A 17971-nucleotide genomic window follows, 5' to 3' on the forward strand; every position below is an offset into this window, starting at 1 on the left:
CCGGATTCTAAAACAGGTTGCAGACCGTGGGCTGCTCCGGGCGGAGCACGTGTTTATCGACTCTACCCATGTCAAGGCCAGCGCCAACAAACTGAAGTTCACGAAGAAAGTGGTCCGCAAGGAAACACGCGCCTACCAGTCCTTGCTGGAAGAAGAGATCAACGCGGATCGTGAGGAGAACGGAAAGAAACCGTTCCCTCCGGACAAGTGGGACCGTGAAGAGGAGAAGGAAATCAAGGAAAGCACAACCGATCCAGAAAGCGGTTATTACGTAAAAGACGAGCGGGAAAAGAAATTCGCCTATTCCTGTCAAAGAAAATGTCCATGCAGGCGATGCTTACTTTTGCTGCCTTAAATCTGAAAAGATAGGCCTGCTGGACCTGGGAGTCACCGGAACCGGCCCGACGGCCGGTCATTCCAAGGGGGTATGGGGAATAACATGCGAAATATCCACGAAAATGACAAAACGGACCCAAAAAGATTTCTTTTGGGTCCGTTTTGTCTACAGTCTGGGGCGCTTCCTTACGGTAGCGCCTTTTTGTGATTTCCTGACCTTTGCGTCCAGCTTCAGGGCCCAGCAACTAGCAAACTTCGCACTTCTCCACTGCAATAAGTCAACATCGGCTCGTACCTCGCCGTGTTTCCTTTATCTCATTGCGAAGTACCTCGTTTGTACGTTGCCAACCGGGCGATTTGCGCTTTTGTGTGCAACCTTTCTCCTTTTCTTACATCTTTGTAATGGACCTGAAAGAGAATCCGATGGAGGGCAAGGTTGCTCTATAGGACAATAAGGTCAACAAAGAACAGTACGAACGGGAGGGATCGGCCATGGCCGGTCGTAACATTGAAACCATCTACGAAGAATATGAACGCTTCATTTATCATCTCTGCCTCAAGCTCACACGGAACAAGGACGAGGCGGAAGACCTGATGCAGGACGTCTGGCTGAAAGTCGTGCGGAATGAAAAGTCGCTCGAGGGCGTCGACCATGTCAAGGCATGGCTCACGACAATCTGCATGAACACGTTCCGCGATCGCTACCGCAAGACGGTACGCAGGAGCCAGCATGTCATGGAACAGCCGGATACGCTTGATGTGCCGATCCTGGACCTTGTCCCGTGTGCGGAGCCGACAGCGGACGACCTGTTGGAGCGCGAGGATATCCGCGCCATTGTCCAGTCAAAGCTGGATGAACTGGACGGCATCTACCGCAAGACGGTGCTTTATTTCTACGTCAACCAGTATTCGCTCAACGAAATCGCCGAGCTTATGAAAGTATCGATCGGTACCGTCAAATCCCGGCTTTTCCGCGCCAAGCAGCGCCTCAAGGAAATGATGCTTCTCGATGAGCAGGCGCAAGGCTATGTCATAGCCGGATAAGATAGTCATTAGGACGGCGGTCCGGGCAGAAAGTTTCCCGGACCGTCTGTTTTTTTGTCCGTTTCGGCCGGGGCGTTTCCCGGCGTATCAGAAAGGGGAATGGAAGGGGAGCAAAGGGGGGAATCGGATGGACAAGAAGATAGTCAAAGAATGGAGCACGAGACGCAGGGTACTGACGATCATCACCTGCCTGTTCGTGCTTATTTATCTCGGAATCGTGCTCTACCATACATACAAGCCGCTCCCGGCAGGCATCTCCCATGACGGGACACTCTACCGCACAGACAATGTGGAGATGCTCACCGATCTGACTTATTCGCAAGACAGGTCAAAGGACAGCATGGTCCACGAACTGCAGATATTCGATGAAGTGTTTTCGATGATTGAACGGGCTGAAGAGTTCGTCGTGGCGGACTTTTTCCTTTATAACGCCTTCTACGATGAAAAAGAAGACTTCCCGGAGCTTTCCCGCACACTGACCGACCGGCTCGTGCAAAAGAAAAAAGATCATCCCGGCATGCCGGTGATCCTGATTACCGATCCCGTGAACAACGGGTACGGTTCCTATGAGTCTGAGGAAATCAGGCGCCTGGAGGATGCGGGCATCGAAGTCGTGGTCACTGCCCTGGATCCTCTCCGGGACTCCACGCCGATTTATTCGGGGGTCTATCGGATCCTATTCCAATGGTGGGGAGAGGACGGCAAGGGATGGCTGCCGAACCCGATGGCTGAAGACGCCCCTAAGATGACGGCCCGCTCCTATTTGAAGCTGTTGAACGTCAAGGCCAATCACCGGAAAGTCATTGCCACGGAAAAAGGGGTCCTTGTCAATTCCGGGAATCCTCACGACGCGAGCGGCTGGCATGGGAATGTCGCGTTCAAGACGGACGGCCCCGTGATCAATGATGTGCTTGAGGCGGAAGAAGCGGTTTCGCGCTACTCGGGCGGCCCGGAAACGTTTCCGCGAGCGGAAGTGGATGAAACCCCTGAAGGAGTGTACGGTGTGCAATACGTGACGGAACGGCCGATCCTCGATCACCTGCTTGAAGACATCGGTAAAGCAGGGAAAGGGGATGAGGTATGGCTCGGTATGTTTTATCTGGCCAAGCGGGACGTTTTATCTGCCCTCGTCGAAGCGGCAGAGCGCGGTGCACAAGTGCGGATCATCCTGGACCCGAACGAGAATGCCTTCGGCAACAAAAAGACCGGTTTGCCGAACATGCCGGTTGCCGAAGAGCTGATCGAGGACTCGGAGGACCGCATCGAAATCCGTTTCTACAATGCGGTCATCGGGCAGTACCATACCAAACTGGTTTATGTGAAGGACGGGGACGAAGCCTACATTTCAAGCGGTGCGGCCAACATGACGGAGCGTGCGCTGGATGACTACAACCTTGAGGCCAACCTGCGCATCGAAGCACCTGCGGACAGTCCGCTTGCAGCAGAGCTGGATGCTTACTTCAACCGCCTCTGGAACAACGAAGATGCGCTCTACACGCTGGAGGCCGAGGAAAAGCTGGACGGCTTCGCCCAGGCACAGCGGGTGGTGTACGGTCTTCAGAAGCTCCTGAAGCTCACTACATACTGACCTGAAAACAACGGCGGCCTCCGCACCGGTTGAAGGGTGCGAAGGCCGCTTTTGCCTGCTCAGTCCAGCGCGTCCAACTGCCGGTTCAGTTCCGACAGGCGGGCTTCCATGTCCGCAAGACGCTGTTCCGCATTTTGAACCTGTGCCTCATGGCCGGTCGACTCGAGTTTCTCGATGTCGCCCTGCAGGCTGATATAGTCCATCTTCAGTTCCGCAATCTCCGCTTCGAGAGAACGTTTGTCCATCAAGAACGCCTCCTTGTCGCGGACATTGTACCATAACCGGCAACCTTGCGTATTCCGGCAGCCGGGAAAACCTGCACTTAGGAGATCAGTGCTTTCCGGCCTGCCTTCGCGGCGGATACTCCAGGTAGTAATGCACCGCTTCGCTTACCATATCGAGCCCATCCTCGACGTTGAGTGCGGCCTGTCTTTCGACTGCGCGTTTCCTGCGAGGTTCATGCAGGAGAAGCTCCATCACCGCATTCAGCAGCATCGACTGCTTGACCTTGCGCCCGAGCCCGAGCGGGATAAAGCCATTTTCCTCATTGGGGAGCGCATGTCCCAGCTCTTCTTCGTCCTGTGCGAGAACGATGCACGGGATGCTCAAAAAAGCGACATCATAGGGAATGTATCCGGAAGAGCAGATGATAATGTCGGCGGCAGCAAGTTCCCTGCCGTAGTCGTAGGGCATTTTTTTGACGGTCACATTGCGGCGGCCGAGTGCCATCATCAGCAGCGGGTCATCGGGGTGGGAGTAGGCCTCGCCGAGAAGAACGGTCACTTTCAATGGAATGTGGAGCTGGGTCAGGTGCCGGAGCGTCCGGTGGGAAAGGTTGGCCGGGTCGGAAGGACCGTGGGTCACAACAATGTGGGGCAGATCGCCCGGCGGCCGCTTGGCGAGCCCGATCCGCCGGTGCCGGATCAGGCTAGGTTCTGCGATGAATCCCGTCTTTCCCGTAACGACATTGGAGGGCACAGGTCCCCGGAATTCCCCGTCGAACGTTCGGAAAACAAGGTCAGCCGCCGGTTCTCCCTCACCGCAGTCGTCAAAGTGGATGATTGCGGGAATCAGGTCCCTGAGTTCATCCGTTTCACCCGGTTCGGAGCGGCCGTCCCGCAGGAGGATATCCGGCCGCAGTTCAGCGGCCGCTTTTCTCAGTCCGGCCTTTCCGCGGATCCGGACGACCCTGAAACCCGCCTCCTCGACATGGGAGAGCGGGCGCTCCGAAAGGAAGATCACTTCAATATCGGTAAGCGACTGCGCGATGCGCAATGCGCGCCGTGTCCGGTAGGCGGAAGGAATGTCGATTGCCGTACAGTAAAACAGCGCTTTCTTTTTTGAATTTCCGGTCAAGGCCTTCACCCTTTCTGGCTGCAAAATCGGTTCCTGTCCAACATATGGGACCGGCCCCCGGAATATGAGGGTTTGAACTGGAAGTCTCGTCTGGATATGGTAAACTGGGTATTATTTTTGAGAGTACAAGGGGGGATTTCCCATGTTCGACTCGTTTCTGTTCTCCTTCATGGCCATCGCGGCACTTGGCATCGGGTCGCAATGGCTTGCCTGGAGGCTCCGGCTGCCTGCGATTGTCGTCATGTCCATTGCGGGGCTTTTGCTGGGCCCGCTGCTAGGCCTGCTGAATCCCGAACAGCAGCTCGGAGACTTTTTCGGCCCGGTCATCTCGATCGCGGTTGCGATTATCTTGTTTGAGGGGAGCCTGAATCTGGACGTGCGGGAAATCCGCGGATTTTCCAAGCCGGTCGGCCGCATCGTGACACTCGGCGCTTTTCTGGCCTGGATTTTCGGATCGCTTGCCGCGCACTATGTGGCAGGGCTTAGCTGGGAAGTGGCCTTTGTCATCGGCGGGCTGTTTATCGTCACGGGCCCGACTGTCATCTTACCGCTTCTGAGACAGGCGAAGCTGAAGCCGCGTGTCGGCGCCATCCTGAAATGGGAAGGGATCATTGTCGATCCTTTCGGCGCTCTGCTCGCATTGTTCGCATTCGAGACCATCCGCTTCCTGAGCGGGGACCTGACCGGCACAGGCATCATGATCTTCTTTGCCGCCTCTGCATTTGCGGGTGTGCTCGGCTGGTTTTTCGCGTGGTCGCTCGGCAGGATGTTCGAAGCAGACAAAGTGCCGGAATTCCTGAAATCGCCGGTGCTGTTTGCGGCTGTCCTGTTTGTCTTTGTCCTGTCCGATGAAATCATGCACGAGACGGGGCTGCTCGCAGTCACTGTCATGGGGGTCTCGATGGCGAATATGCATCTGTCTTCAATCGAGGACATCCGGCATTTCAAGGAGAACATTTCGGTTCTCCTCGTCTCCGCGATTTTCGTCATGCTGACAGCTTCGCTGTCAGTGGACACGTTGCTCGCGATATTTGAGCCGAGGATCATCGCTTTCGTCCTTGCCACCCTGTTCGTCGTCCGCCCGCTGTCGATCTGGCTGTCGACAATCGGTACCGACCTGACCCACCAGGAGCGCACACTCATCGGCTGGATAGCACCACGTGGAATTGTCGCACTTACGGTCTCCGGTTATTTTGCGACCATCCTGCTGAATCAGGGTTACAGGGACGCGGAGCTTCTGACAGCTCTGACGTTTGCGCTCGTTTTTGGCACGGTCATCGTGCACGGTTTCACGCTCGGCCCGCTCGCCAAAAAGCTCAATTTAGTCGCTGCCGACAACTCGGGTGCGCTGATTGTTGGAGGCGGATTGTTCAATGCGCGGCTTGCCGCATCCATCAAGGAGGACGGCAAGCCGGTCGCCCTGATGACCGATGCATGGAACGATGTGTTCGAAGCACGTAAGGCAGGCATCAAAGTGCTTTCGGGTGACATCCTGTCCGAACAGGTCGACTACAGATATGACCTTGCGCCTTACCAGAACCTGTTGACCCTGACGCCTATGGACATGTACAACGCTCACATCTGCAGCGACTTTGCCCATGATTTCGGCCCTTCATTTGTTTTCCGGGCAGGCCTGAAGGGAGATCCGAAGCGCTACGGCGTGGAGAGCGTCCGGCTTGTCCGGTCGCCGGGCAGGTTCATCTTTGAACCGGCGCTCCCGGTGGGCGTCTTGGACTCCCGTGTCCGGAACGGACATGTGATCCGGAAGACACCGATTACGGAGCGGTACAAGTACACCCAGTATCTTCGCGAGCGTGATGAGAGCCCGGTTCTCCTGTATATTCTGAGGAAGGATGGCAGGATCGACTTTTACTCACCGGGCGCTGAGCTGGCCGCGGAGCCGGGTGACACCGTCGTTTCCCTGAGCCCGCCCGACAAAACCGTCGAAAAGGTAAAGGAAAAGCTGGAAGTCAAGACGGAAGGTAAGGTATCCGCCAGTACAGAACAGATCAAAAACCGCCTGAACGGCAATGATCCGGCGGGCGGTGACGGCAACGGCGGAAAACCGCCGCTGCCGGGTGCCGCTCCGGAATCATCCCTTAAATAAAGCCAGGAAAAGCCGGAAGCGCAACGGATATGCTTCCGGCTTTTCTTCATTGCCGCCCGTCCCGCCGTGTCCGATGAAATCCCGCTTCCGGTCTTGTATAATCAGTACGTATGAGAGGAGTGGACGCACATTGTCCAAATCATTGGTATTGGCAGAGAAACCATCCGTCGCGCGGGACATCGCCCGCGTGCTCGGATGCAACGATAAACGGAACGGCGCAATGGAAGGGAAGGACTACGTCATCACATGGGCGCTTGGCCATCTAGTGACCCAAGCCGATCCGGAGCAGTATGACCCGAAATACAAGGACTGGAAAATGGAGGACCTGCCGATCTTGCCCGAGCCGTTCAAACTCGTGCCGATCCGTCAGACGACCAAGCAGTTCAACGCCGTGAAGGCGCTTCTGAAGCGCGGCGACATCAGAGAAGTCATCATCGCGACCGATGCAGGGCGTGAAGGGGAACTGGTTGCCCGCTGGATCCTTGAAAAAGCGAAGGCGAACAAGCCGGTCAAGCGTCTATGGATCTCTTCGGTCACTGACAAGGCGATCAAGGACGGTTTCCGCAACCTGAAAGACGGTCGCGAGTATGAAAACCTGTTCAAGGCAGCCGAAGCGCGTGCTGAAGCCGACTGGGTTGTCGGAATCAACGCGACCCGGGCCCTCACGGTCAAGCACAACGCCCAGCTTTCGACGGGGCGTGTACAGACGCCGACACTCGCGATGATTGCGGAGCGGGAGCGGCAAATCCGCGAGTTCCGGCCGAAATCGTTTTACGGCATCGAAGCGCTCACCGATTCCGGCCGATTCAAGTGGACCGCCAAGTCGGGGGACGGCCGCACGTTCGACAAAGGCGAAGCGGAGGCGCTTCTCGGCAAGTTGGAGAACATCCGTGAAGGCGTCATCGGGGAAGTGAAGCGCACGCCAAAAAGCCAGCCGGCACCTCAGCTTTTCGATCTGACGGAACTGCAGAAGGAAGCACACAAACGATTTGGCTGGTCGGCAAAGGAAACGCTGAACACCCTTCAGGGGCTTTATGAGTCGCACAAAGCCGTCACGTATCCGCGGACTGATTCCAAACATCTGACATCCGACATGGCGGCCACACTAAAGGACCGGCTTGAGGCCGTGCGCCTCGCCCCGTATCGGAAAGACATCGCCGCCATTCTGAAAAAAGGCAGTCCGAAGCCGCAAAAAGGGGTCATCGATGACGGGAAAGTCAGTGACCACCATGCCATTATTCCGACAGAAGAACCGGCAATCCTGGAGCGGATGTCAGACAGTGAGAAGCGGCTGTTCGATCTGATCGTGAAGCGGTTCATCGCCGTTTTCTCCGGTCCGTACAAGTATGAAGCGGTCACCGCGGTTCTCCAGACGGGCGGCGAACGGTTCCATGCAAAAGGCAGGACGATCATCGACGAAGGGTGGCGCGCCGTCTATGGCCTGGACGCGCAAGAGGATGACGACAAAACGCTTCCGCCATTTGAAAAGGGAGAAACGCTCAGCATCCGTGCGTTCTCGATGACAGAAGGCCAGACCAAGCCGCCAGCACGGTTCAATGAGGGGACCCTCCTGGCCGCAATGGAAAACCCGGCCCAGTTCATGGCCGGCGAGTCCAAGGAGCTGATCCGGACGCTCGGCGAAACGGGAGGGCTCGGAACCGTCGCGACACGGGCAGACATCATCGACAAACTGTTCAACTCGTTCGTCATCGAAAAGAAGGGCAATGACATCCACACCACATCCAAGGGCCGCCAGCTGCTGGAGCTGGTCCCTGAAGATTTAAAATCCCCGGCACTGACCGGAGAATGGGAACAAAAACTTACCGAGATTGCAAAAGGCCGTCTTTCGAAAAAAGAATTCATGAAAGAAATGATCGGGTTCGCCAAACAGGCCGTATCGGAAGTCAAGGCTTCCGAGAAGAAGTTCAAGCATGACAACGTCTCGGGCAAGGTATGCCCGGACTGCGGCAAGCCAATGCTCGAAGTGAACGGCAAGCGCGGCAAAATGCTCGTCTGCCAAGACCGCGAATGCGGACACCGCCAGCGGGTTTCCCAGCTGACAAATGCCCGCTGCCCGACCTGCCACAAAAAGCTTGAGCTGCGGGGCGAGGGCGAAGGCCGTATTTTCACATGCCGATGCGGCTACCGCGAAAAGCTGTCGGCATTCGAGAAGCGCAAGGCAAAGACCAACAAGGGCAAGGTGTCCAAGCAAGACGTGCAGAAATACATGAAAAAGCAGGATGATGAACCGGTAAATACAGCGCTTGCCGACCAGCTGAAAAAACTGCTCGGTGACCAAGACTGACGGAGGTGTCGGGGTTGGGCAGAAAAGACAAAATCCAGAAGACCAATGCCGTCCGGATCCTGGACCGGCAAAAGGCCGAATACGAACTGATTGAATATGCTACCGATGACGGTCAGCTTGACGGCATTTCGGTCGCGGAAAAAACCGGACAGGCTGAAGAGACCGTCTACAAGACGCTTGTCGCCACTGCCGGGACCGGGAAGTATTTCGTCTTTGTCATTCCTGTTGCCGGGGAGCTTGATCTGAGAAAGGCGGCGAAGGCGGCGGGAGAGAAAAAAATCGAGATGCTTCACTTGCGTGACCTGACCGATGTGACGGGGTATGTGCGGGGCGGATGCTCGCCGGTCGGCATGAAAAAAGACTTCCCTACATTCATCGATGAATCGGCCCGGACACTCGGACGGATGATCGTAAGCGCCGGAAAGCGCGGGCTCCAGATGAAACTTACGCCGGATGCGCTCGTCCGTGCATCGGATGCGGTGTTCGCGCCGCTGACGAAGTGAACCGGCCCGGCCGGAAGGAAAGGAGGTGGGGCCGTGCATCGGACTCATCTGTGGAGATGGATCTTCTTTATCGTGGGGCAACTGATTTTGTCTCTCGGAATCACGTTGACGATCAAAGGGCATCAGCTCGGCATCGGGCCGTGGGATGTGCTCCATGTGGGGCTGTACAGGATGTTCGGCCTTACAATCGGAACATGGTCGATCCTGACCGGTCTATTCATTGTCGGTTCCACGGCCATTTATCTGAGAAGGTGGCCGCAGGTCGGAACATGGATCAACATGATCCTGATCGGGCTGTTCATCGACTTTTTCAACTGGCTGATCCCTGCTGTTCCCACCATCGCCGGACAGGTGGCGGTCTTTATCCTCGGAATTGGCGTCATGGCGGTGGGGCTCGGCATGTATGTGTCGCCGAATATCGGCGCCGGGCCGAGGGATACACTCATGCTTGTCCTGATCGAGAAGACCGGCTGGAGTGTCAAGACGGTGAGGACAGCGCTTGAGGTGAGTGTGGCGCTGGCCGGTTGGCTGATCGGTGGGCCGATCGGAATCGGCACCGTCATCATCGCGCTGTTTTTCGGCCAACTGCTGCACTACACGCTGCCGTATTTCCAGGAGCTGCTCAGGCGGCTTGCTGATCCGCCTGAAGCTGCACAGGTCAACTGAATGGCACGGCCGGTATCTTTCCGGCCGTGCTTTTTCGTGTGCTTCCTGCATATAATGTCCCGTCAAGAGGAAAGGGTGATCGCTTGAACGGGACCATCACATCCTACATGAGCACGGCGTACACATCAGAAGGAATCCGGCACAATTATAGGGAGTTGCTTTCCGGTGCGTCCAAGGCGTTCCTCCTGAAAGCACCTCCGACAGGGGCTCTTTCCGTTCTTTTGAGGGAAATCGCACAGTATTATGTGAAGCGGGGCTGGGACGTTGAATTATTCCACGACCCGCTCACACCTGACGGACTGGATGCTGTCCATGTTGTAAAGCCCGGGATTCTGTTTGTCCAGGCCTCCCATCCCGTGTCGCTTGAACCCGTGCAACTCGGCGGGGCACATCGGGTGGTGACCTTCTATGACGGGTATGACGAAAGCCGGCTCCGTCTTCAGCATGGGTTCATTCAGGAAACCGCGGATCGGGCTGAAGGGGTCCTCGGCAAAACATTCGCTTCCCTCCGCCGGGCGAAGGAACTGCATGACAGGTGGGAAGAGGCAAACCGGGCAAGAATGTCCTGGGAACTGGCTGACAAACTATCGGCCGGCATGGCGGAAGCGCTGTTCGGCGACCTGTCGCTCAACAAGAAATCGGCAGTCGCCAACCGGTACATCGGCACGCTTACCGCGGAAGGCGCGCAGGACTTTTTCGGTTCGGTCACCAAAGGCCTGAAGCGCCGGCTTCTTATCAAGGCCCATCCCGGAACGGGCAAGTCCACGATGATGAAGAAACTCGGGAAGGAAGCGGAGGAACGCGGCCTCGATGTCATCTATGGCTGGTGCGCACTCGACCCGGGGAGTGTCGATCTCATTGTTCTTCCGGAACTTTCTGTCTGTGTGTTCGATGCGACCAAGCCGCATGAGTACGGGCCGGAGAGGGATGGGGACGAGATTGTCGACATGCTCGGGATGTGCCGTGATGATGAAAAGCTTGAAGAAAAGGCCGCGGAAATTGAAGCGGACTACCGGGAAGCCATGCTGGACGCGCGTGCCTATATGAACGCCTATGTGCGTGAAATCCATGCCATCCGGGCAAGGATGGACAGTGCCATCAACCAGGAGCGATGGGAAGAGAAAATCAGGATAATCAACGAACAATTGTGACAGGCCGCCCGGGGAGTTCCCGGGCGGTTTCGCTATGTGGGCAGGGTTCAGTTCTGTTAAAGTGGATACGATAGCAGAATGGAAAGAGGTGACGGCCGGTGGCATGGCTGTATGTGTTTTTCGCTGCCGTCGTCGAGGTATTCTGGGTGGTCGGCCTATCCTATTCCGACAGTGCCCTAGAATGGACCGGAACGGCAATCGCCATCATCTTCAGCTTTTATTTCATCATCAAGGCTTGTGAAAAATTGCCTTCCGGGACGGTCTATGCCGTTTTCACCGGATCGGGAGCCGCGGCGATCGTCCTCGTGGATATCATCGTTTTCGGAGAGCCATTTTCGCCGGTCAAACTGTTTTTCATCGGCCTCATCCTGGTCGGCGTGGTCGGAATCAAGCTGACTGACGGCGGGGGCAAGCAAGAACAGGAAAGGGGTGAGCAGTGATGGCATGGGTATTCCTTGCACTTGCCAGTTTGGGTGAAATCTTTGGCGTCATGTTCATCAACCTCTACCTGAAAGACAAGCAATGGTGGCGGCTCATCCCGCTTGTCCTTACCTTCGGCCTCGGCTTTGTCCTTTTGTCCCTCGCCATGCGGGAGATTCCGATGGGAACCGCCTATGCCATCTGGACAGGCCTCGGAGCCGCGGGGGCCGTACTGATGGGCATCCTGTTTTTCAAGGAGCCTGCGGGATGGCGTCGGCTCCTGTTCATTTCGTTCATCATCACGGGAGCGGCCGGCCTAAAACTGTTCAGCTGAGAACCCTGTGGTAAAATGAAGTCAATCACATGTCGGAAAGGAAGATTCCTTTGGCTAAAACTTTGGATCAATTTCTTGAACAAAACTTGCAGGAGCTGCGAGGTGCAGGATTGTATAACGAAATCGACCCGGTAGAAGGGCCGAACGGGCCGACGATCAAGATCGGCGGAAAAGACCTGATCAACCTGAGTTCGAATAACTACCTTGGCCTTGCAACGGATGAAGAACTGAAAAAGCTTGCGAAGGACGCCATCGACAAGTACGGCGTCGGCGCGGGCGCTGTCCGGACCATCAATGGCACACTCGATATCCACGTCCGGCTTGAGGAAAAGCTTGCCGAGTTCAAAGGGACCGAAGCGGCGATCGCTTACCAGTCCGGGTTCAACTGCAACATGGCGGCCATCTCGGCGGTCATGGACAAAAACGATGCCATCCTCTCCGATGAGCTGAACCACGCATCGATTATCGACGGCTGCCGCCTGTCCCGGGCTAAAATCATCCGTGTCAACCACCAGGACATGGATGACCTCCGCAAAAAGGCGAAGGAAGCGACGGAGTCCGGTCAATACAACAAAGTCATGTACATCACGGATGGTGTATTCTCAATGGACGGAGATGTCGCCAACCTGCCGGATGCTGTACAGATTGCAAAGGAATACGACCTGATCACTTATGTGGATGATGCGCACGGTTCCGGCGTCATGGGCGGCGGGAAAGGCACCGTGAAGCACTTCGGCCTGGAGAAGGAGATCGACTTCCAGATCGGCACCCTCTCCAAAGCGATCGGCGTCGTCGGCGGTTATGTGGCAGGGAAGCGGCAATTGATCGACTGGCTGAAAGTCCGCTCCCGTCCGTTCCTGTTCTCGACTGCGATGACTCCGGGAGATGTTGCGGCGGTCATCGGGTCTGTCGACAAGCTGCTTGCATCCGACGAACTTGTGGACAAGCTGTGGGAAAACGGCGACTACCTGAAAGACGGCCTGAAAAAGTTGGGCTTTGATATCGGCCATTCCGAAACCCCGATCACGCCTTGCATCATCGGTGAGGAAAAGCTGACCCAGCAGTTTTCGAGACGCCTGATGGAAGAGGGCGTCTATGCAAAATCGATTGTCTTCCCGACTGTTCCACAAGGCACCGGCCGCGTCCGCAACATGCCGACGGCCGCGCACACGAAAGAGATGCTCGACGAAGCACTCGCCGTCTACGAGAAAATAGGCAAGGAACTGGGCGTCATCGGCTGAGAGGGGACTCCTTATGAGCATGCGTGACGAAGAACAGATCCAACTGCTTCATCCGGAAGGAAAGCAAGGCGCGAGGATTCTGAAGCGCCGCTACGAAGCCATCCGCAAAGCGATTCTCGATGAGGTGGAAGCATCAGGCGAAATCTCATTCCTGGATCTGACCGAGCGCGCCCCAAAGCGGCTCTCTCATTTTGACGGCAAGACGACGTGGTACATCACCGCTGTCAAGCTCGATCTCGAGGCAAGAGGAGAACTGGAGCGATTCGAGCGGAATGGCAGGCAACAGATCAGAAGAACATGAAAACCGCCAGGACATCGGCATCAGCAGTTGTCCTGGCGGTTTTTCCGTATCCGGCTCAGATCGGCCGGTTCACTTCTTCGGCAAAGACAGTGACAATTTCTCCGTCTCCCATTTCAACGTCATACTGGATGGATTCCCCGTTGTCCCGAACGTCTACAATCAGCCCGCGGCGGCCGTCCTTTAATTCGACGGCTGTGTTCTCGGCAAGCAACATGGCAATCATCCTCCTGTATGTTTTTTATGGAGAAGCCGATGCCTCCATCTTTCTGAAGTTATGGTGCAGAAGATAATACTGGATGCCGCCTGCGTGAGCCTTCGCGGCAGCTGCTTCTTTGCGGAACGTATCGCGATCACCTTTGCGATGTGCCACAATTGCCCGGATGGCGTGCTTCATCCATTCATGGTCTTCAGGGATTTGGGAGAGGGCTTCTTCCGCCCGTTCATACTCCCCGTTAAGGGCGTGTCCGTAAGCATCATAATACGACTGCATCGGCCCGCTGCCGATCTTCTCCGCATGAGACAAAACACCGTCCCCGTCTTTTTCGGTCACAGCATACAAAGCACCGTACACATGGTGGATGTCCGGCTGCTTGTACCGAATCATGATCTCTTTGAGCGATGACCGGATTTCTTCATCGGTTCCATGAGCCACAGAATAGGCGTATTGATAGATCGGCTTACGGGAATTCCTTAACAAGAACCGGTCGATCGCCTGTAAATTTTTGGACTTATACGATAGCATCAGCGTTGGCACGGTGGTCAGTGTCAAGTACATGGCGGCGAGCACGAGCACCGTCAGCCAGAACGGTGCTCCAAGCCATATCAGCAGCAGAGCCGCCAATACCAAGATGGTGAGCAGCATCAGAAATTGTATGACAGCAATCAAAAAGGCACTTCCTCTGTTTTTTCACTATTATATCAATACTGACCTTTCGGGAAAAGCAATCCGGTGTTGTACTTACTGTGAATACAAATTATAATAGTGAACATTGAAATGCAGTGAAATCAGTGATTTATTTGAATAAAATGTCCGTTTCAAAAATACAAATGGACGAATGGGAGTGACGGAGATGAAGAAAATCATGGTGACCGGGGCGCTGGGACAGATCGGCTCGGAATTGACGGGTAAACTGAGGGGGCTATACGGCACGGATCAGGTTCTCGCAACGGATATCCGGGTGCCGGAATCGGGACCGGCGCTTGACGGGCCCTTCGAGCAACTGGACGTTACCGACGGCAAACGCATGCACGAGCTCGCCAAATCATTCGGGGCCGACACGATCATCCACATGGCCGCACTCCTGTCCGCGACGGCCGAGAAAAATCCGCTGTTCGCCTGGAACCTGAATATGGGCGGACTTGTCAACGCGCTTGAGACCGCACGCGAACTGGATCTCCAGTTCTTTACCCCGAGCTCGATCGGCGCATTCGGCCCGAGCACGCCGAAGAAAAACACACCGCAAGACACGATCCAGCGCCCCACCACCATGTACGGGGTCAACAAAGTGTCCGGGGAACTGCTCTGCGACTATTACTTCGAGAAGTTCGGTGTGGATACCCGGGGCGTCCGGTTCCCGGGGCTCATCTCGTATGTGACACCTCCGGGCGGCGGAACGACCGACTATGCCGTCGATATCTATTACAAAGCGATAGAGGAAGGAAAGTATGCCTCGTTCATCGCAGAAGGCACCTACATGGACATGATGTACATGCCGGATGCGCTGCAGGCCATTGTTGACCTGATGGAAGCGGACCCGTCGAAACTGACCCACCGCAACGCGTTCAATGTGACCGCGATGAGCGTAGAGCCGTCCGATTTCGAAAAGGCGATCCGAACGCATATTCCGGATTTCCAGCTTAATTACGACGTTGACCCGGTACGCCAGGCAATCGCCGAGAGCTGGCCGGATTCCATTGATCCATCCGCCGCAATTGCGGAATGGGGCTTCCAGGCCAAATACGACCTTGATAAAATGACAGCGGATATGCTCGAAAAACTTCGGGAAAAGCTGGGGAAATAACCGGGTGTCAAGAAAACTGGGCTGAGTGTTAAGAAGCAGCTTCTGAGTGTTAAGCAAATTCCAAATGACTTGGCCTTGAGTGGGCGGGAGTGACGGAAAACGTCCTCCCGTTTTTTGATTGGGAGATGAATGCCTTGCCCACAATGTGTACAGTAGGGGAAAGGGGGCGGCAAGATGGGAATCCGGGTGAGGCCGGCAAGCGATGAAGGGGAAGCGGCAAAGTTTGTTGCTGCACTGAACATCCATCGGACCAATCATATCGGTTTTTGCGGTACGGATGAAAAGGAGATCCGGCATGCGCTGGAGCACGGCTTTTCTGATTCAGGGTTTGAACAATCCTTTTTTGTGGCAGAAAACGAAGGGCGGATCGTGGGCGCGGTCGGCTTCGACATCGATAGCGATGAAGGAGCCGCTGAAGTGTGGGGGCCTTTTGTCAGTGAAGATTTGCCATTCAAGAAAGTGGCCATGTCCATGTGGAGCGAGACGATCGCAGCCCTGGAAGGCGTCCGAACCTTCCGGTTCTTCGTGAATGAGGAAAACACGGACGTATCGTCTATGGTCGAATCCATCGGCGCAATCCATACAGGACGGCACCTGATTTTGCGGGTACAGGCGGGAGCGGTGAACCCCGGGAACTCACAGGCGATTCCGGCTGAGGAACCGCACGAAAAAGAATTCCGCGCTATGCATGCCCGTGCTTTTCCGGGAACTTACTTATCTGCTGATGAAATCCTCGAGCTTTTGGACGACAACCACAGGCTCTTTGTCATTCCTGACGGGGAAGCAGGTGTAAAGGGATATGTCTACACCGAGGCGGACCCGATCCACGGAGAGGGGAGCATCGGGTTTCTCGCGGTCGGGGAGGCGTACCGCCGTCAGGGCCTTGCCACTGCCCTTCTTCAGGCAGGGCTCGGCGAATTGTTCCGCCATGAGCCAATCCGCGAAGTGCGGCTTACGGTCGGGGAGGAAAATGGAGCCGCCGTGGGGCTGTATGAAGCAGCCGGATTTGAGCGGATTCATCGGATGAACGCCTACCGGCTTGACCTGGACTGAGCGGTACGGACATATCGGGAAATCTGAACATAAAAACCGCCGTTTCCAAGGGAAGGGCGGTTTTTATATTTAAAACAGCATATGGGCGATCAACGAAACAATCGGCAGGGCGATGATCGTCCGGAGCAGGAAAATCACAAACAGCTCAAAGAAGTTGACCGGAATCTTGGAACCGAGAATCAGTCCGCCGACTTCCGACATGTAGATCAGCTGGACGACCGAGATGACCGCCACTGTAAACAGCGTGATTTCGGATGCGACCGTGCCCGCAGCGAGAATCGATGGCAGGAACATATCCGCAAAACCGACGATCATGAGCGGCGCCGCCTCGGCCGCTTCAGGAATCTGGAGAAGTGCCAGGTAAGGCTCGAACGGTTTCCCGATGATCTGGAAGAAACTTGTGTACTCGGCGAGAATGAGTGCGACTGTCCCGAAGGCCATTACAACGGGAATGACGCCGACCCACATATCCAGCACGTTTTTTAGACCGTCTTTGAACATTTTGCCGATGTTGCGGTTGGCATGGGCCTTCGTCAAGGCATTTTCAAGGCCGTGGGAAAACGAATTGTAACCTGCCGGCACTTTTTCCTCTTCGCCTGTAAACGCACGTCCATCCACATACTCCTGCTTTTTTCGGGACAGCGGATAAATGCGCGGCATAATCAATGCTAAGGCGAGTCCGGTTACGATAACGGTACCGTAGAACGGCAGGAAGTATTTCGCCAAACCGACTGTATCAATAATGACGATGGAAAACGTGATCGATACGACGGAGAACGTCGTGGCGATGATTGCGGATTCTTTTTTCGTATAGTGGCCTTCCTGGTACTGCTTGTCAGTGAGAAGGACGCCGATCGTGCCGTCGCCTACCCAGGAAGCAAGCGCATCGATCGATGAACGGCCCGGCAGTTTAAAGAGAGGGCGCATGATCTTGACCATCATCGTGCCGAAAAACTCCAACAGCCCAAAGTTCATGAGAAGAGGCAACAGCAGCCCGGCAAAAACGAAAATCGTGAAAAGGAAGGTGACAAGTCCTTCTGCCGGATCGAGGAGAAGTCCGCCGGTGTTCTCACTCCAGATAGCCTCCGGTCCGAGCCTGAAGGCAGTCATGATTGCGAATACGGCCCCGATCATCCTGACCACTGTCCAGAACAGAGACACGCCAAACAGGTTATGCCAGAATCCCCGTTTATCGGGTTCCTTTTTAGGTCCAAACAGCATGATGACCGAGCCGAGAGCGGCGATGACGAGGATGGCGACCGCCACCCACATGATGATCGGTGTGACGATGCCAGCCAGCCAGTTGGCGAGAATGGCGATCGGCACAATCCAATCTCCTTCATATTTGATCGGAACCATGAACAGGAAGACCCCGATAATCGACGGAATCAAGAACCAAGTCCACGTCGATGCACTTTTCTTTTGCATTTTTATTATCCCCCAATATTATTTTTACCGGTTTTGATTTTCACTTTTTTACATATTAATTCACCTTAGTGAATAAGTAAATCCCCTTGCAAATGAAAGTGAATTCAGCCAATTCCG

General features: G+C 55.3%; 18 protein-coding genes and 1 pseudogene. 14 read left to right on the forward strand and 5 right to left on the reverse strand.

Annotation, left to right across the window (positions count from 1 at the left end; all coding sequences use genetic code 11):
- The 3 genes and pseudogenes from BLT01_RS09205 to BLT01_RS09215 form a co-directional block, all read left to right on the forward strand.
- Positions 1-322: pseudogene (locus BLT01_RS09205) on the forward strand (IS5/IS1182 family transposase); the annotation flags it as partial.
- A 506-nt stretch (positions 323-828) separates the two neighbouring features.
- Positions 829-1380 (forward strand): RNA polymerase sigma factor, encoded by a 552-nt coding sequence (locus BLT01_RS09210; protein WP_092097393.1) that lies wholly within the window; start codon positions 829-831, stop codon positions 1378-1380.
- 127 nt (positions 1381-1507) lie between these two features.
- Positions 1508-2968: a phospholipase D family protein gene (locus tag BLT01_RS09215; protein WP_092097394.1), complete on the forward strand. Its 1461-nt coding sequence runs from the start codon at positions 1508-1510 to the stop codon at positions 2966-2968.
- Between the two features lie 59 nt (positions 2969-3027).
- On the opposite strand, the gene BLT01_RS09220 is transcribed toward BLT01_RS09215, so the two are convergent.
- Both BLT01_RS09220 and BLT01_RS09225 read right to left on the reverse strand, forming a co-directional pair.
- Positions 3028-3213, reverse strand: coding sequence for an SE1832 family protein (locus BLT01_RS09220; RefSeq protein WP_092097395.1), 186 nt, complete (start codon positions 3211-3213; stop codon positions 3028-3030).
- 85 nt (positions 3214-3298) lie between these two features.
- A complete protein-coding gene (locus BLT01_RS09225) occupies positions 3299-4324 on the reverse strand; it encodes a glycosyltransferase family protein (RefSeq protein ID WP_092097396.1) in 1026 nt (341 codons plus the stop codon).
- A 142-nt stretch (positions 4325-4466) separates the two neighbouring features.
- On the opposite strand from BLT01_RS09225, the gene BLT01_RS09230 reads away from it, so the two are divergent.
- The 9 genes from BLT01_RS09230 (at position 4467) to BLT01_RS09270 (ending at position 13352) form a co-directional block, all read left to right on the forward strand.
- On the forward strand, positions 4467-6431 hold the full coding sequence (locus BLT01_RS09230) for a cation:proton antiporter (RefSeq protein ID WP_092097397.1): 1965 nt from the start codon (positions 4467-4469) through the stop codon (positions 6429-6431).
- A 130-nt stretch (positions 6432-6561) separates the two neighbouring features.
- Positions 6562-8736 (forward strand): DNA topoisomerase III, encoded by a 2175-nt coding sequence (locus BLT01_RS09235; protein ID WP_092097398.1) that lies wholly within the window; start codon positions 6562-6564, stop codon positions 8734-8736.
- A 14-nt stretch (positions 8737-8750) separates the two neighbouring features.
- On the forward strand, positions 8751-9239 hold the full coding sequence (gene ybaK / locus BLT01_RS09240; protein WP_092097399.1) for a Cys-tRNA(Pro) deacylase: 489 nt from the start codon (positions 8751-8753) through the stop codon (positions 9237-9239).
- A 33-nt stretch (positions 9240-9272) separates the two neighbouring features.
- A complete protein-coding gene (locus BLT01_RS09245; protein ID WP_092097400.1) occupies positions 9273-9905 on the forward strand; it encodes a YczE/YyaS/YitT family protein in 633 nt (210 codons plus the stop codon).
- 83 nt (positions 9906-9988) lie between these two features.
- Positions 9989-11056: a hypothetical protein gene (locus BLT01_RS09250; protein WP_092097401.1), complete on the forward strand. Its 1068-nt coding sequence runs from the start codon at positions 9989-9991 to the stop codon at positions 11054-11056.
- A gap of 98 nt (positions 11057-11154) precedes the next feature.
- Positions 11155-11496, forward strand: a complete 342-nt coding sequence (locus tag BLT01_RS09255) for a DMT family transporter (RefSeq protein WP_092097402.1) — start codon at positions 11155-11157, stop codon at positions 11494-11496.
- Positions 11496-11810, forward strand: a complete 315-nt coding sequence (locus tag BLT01_RS09260) for a DMT family transporter (protein ID WP_092097403.1) — start codon at positions 11496-11498, stop codon at positions 11808-11810. The genes BLT01_RS09255 and BLT01_RS09260 overlap by 1 nt, the downstream gene beginning before the upstream one ends.
- A gap of 29 nt (positions 11811-11839) precedes the next feature.
- On the forward strand, positions 11840-13051 hold the full coding sequence (locus BLT01_RS09265; protein WP_376739644.1) for a glycine C-acetyltransferase: 1212 nt from the start codon (positions 11840-11842) through the stop codon (positions 13049-13051).
- Positions 13052-13064: 13 nt separating this feature from the next.
- Positions 13065-13352, forward strand: coding sequence for a DUF6958 family protein (locus BLT01_RS09270; protein ID WP_218123197.1), 288 nt, complete (start codon positions 13065-13067; stop codon positions 13350-13352).
- A gap of 55 nt (positions 13353-13407) precedes the next feature.
- On the opposite strand, the gene BLT01_RS15220 is transcribed toward BLT01_RS09270, so the two are convergent.
- Together BLT01_RS15220 and BLT01_RS09275 are read right to left on the reverse strand one after the other, a co-directional pair.
- Positions 13408-13566 carry a hypothetical protein gene (locus BLT01_RS15220; RefSeq protein WP_176765104.1) on the reverse strand — a complete coding sequence of 53 codons (159 nt, stop codon included), beginning with the start codon at positions 13564-13566 and terminating at the stop codon, positions 13408-13410.
- 24 nt (positions 13567-13590) lie between these two features.
- A complete protein-coding gene (locus BLT01_RS09275; protein ID WP_092097404.1) occupies positions 13591-14238 on the reverse strand; it encodes a hypothetical protein in 648 nt (215 codons plus the stop codon).
- A 184-nt stretch (positions 14239-14422) separates the two neighbouring features.
- Here BLT01_RS09275 and BLT01_RS09280 point away from each other — a divergent pair, with 184 nt between their 5' ends.
- Together BLT01_RS09280 and BLT01_RS09285 are read left to right on the forward strand one after the other, a co-directional pair.
- On the forward strand, positions 14423-15373 hold the full coding sequence (locus tag BLT01_RS09280) for an L-threonine 3-dehydrogenase (RefSeq protein WP_092097405.1): 951 nt from the start codon (positions 14423-14425) through the stop codon (positions 15371-15373).
- A 174-nt stretch (positions 15374-15547) separates the two neighbouring features.
- The gene (locus BLT01_RS09285) at positions 15548-16426 is read left to right on the forward strand and encodes a GNAT family N-acetyltransferase (RefSeq protein ID WP_092097406.1); all 879 of its coding nucleotides are present in this window, start codon (positions 15548-15550) and stop codon (positions 16424-16426) included.
- A gap of 69 nt (positions 16427-16495) precedes the next feature.
- On the opposite strand, the gene BLT01_RS09290 is transcribed toward BLT01_RS09285, so the two are convergent.
- A complete protein-coding gene (locus tag BLT01_RS09290) occupies positions 16496-17854 on the reverse strand; it encodes a YjiH family protein (RefSeq protein ID WP_092097407.1) in 1359 nt (452 codons plus the stop codon).
- Positions 17855-17971: the final 117 nt, after the last annotated feature.

It is taken from the genome of Bhargavaea beijingensis (assembly GCF_900101985.1).
Lineage (GTDB): Bacteria > Bacillota > Bacilli > Bacillales_A > Planococcaceae > Bhargavaea > Bhargavaea beijingensis.

What these genes read in the sequence shown, in the direction of transcription:
- BLT01_RS09210 (WP_092097393.1), top strand. Translation starts at nt 829, where the DNA reads ATGGCCGGTCGTAACATTGAAACCATCTACGAAGAATATGAACGCTTC.
- BLT01_RS09215 (WP_092097394.1), top strand. Translation starts at nt 1,508, where the DNA reads ATGGACAAGAAGATAGTCAAAGAATGGAGCACGAGACGCAGGGTACTG.
- BLT01_RS09220 (WP_092097395.1), bottom strand. Translation starts at nt 3,213, where the DNA reads ATGGACAAACGTTCTCTCGAAGCGGAGATTGCGGAACTGAAGATGGAC.
- BLT01_RS09230 (WP_092097397.1), top strand. Translation starts at nt 4,467, where the DNA reads ATGTTCGACTCGTTTCTGTTCTCCTTCATGGCCATCGCGGCACTTGGC.
- BLT01_RS09260 (WP_092097403.1), top strand. Translation starts at nt 11,496, where the DNA reads ATGGCATGGGTATTCCTTGCACTTGCCAGTTTGGGTGAAATCTTTGGC.
- BLT01_RS09265 (WP_376739644.1), top strand. Translation starts at nt 11,840, where the DNA reads ATGTCGGAAAGGAAGATTCCTTTGGCTAAAACTTTGGATCAATTTCTT.
- BLT01_RS09270 (WP_218123197.1), top strand. Translation starts at nt 13,065, where the DNA reads ATGAGCATGCGTGACGAAGAACAGATCCAACTGCTTCATCCGGAAGGA.
- BLT01_RS15220 (WP_176765104.1), bottom strand. Translation starts at nt 13,566, where the DNA reads ATGTTGCTTGCCGAGAACACAGCCGTCGAATTAAAGGACGGCCGCCGC.
- BLT01_RS09280 (WP_092097405.1), top strand. Translation starts at nt 14,423, where the DNA reads ATGAAGAAAATCATGGTGACCGGGGCGCTGGGACAGATCGGCTCGGAA.
- BLT01_RS09285 (WP_092097406.1), top strand. Translation starts at nt 15,548, where the DNA reads ATGGGAATCCGGGTGAGGCCGGCAAGCGATGAAGGGGAAGCGGCAAAG.
- BLT01_RS09290 (WP_092097407.1), bottom strand. Translation starts at nt 17,854, where the DNA reads ATGCAAAAGAAAAGTGCATCGACGTGGACTTGGTTCTTGATTCCGTCG.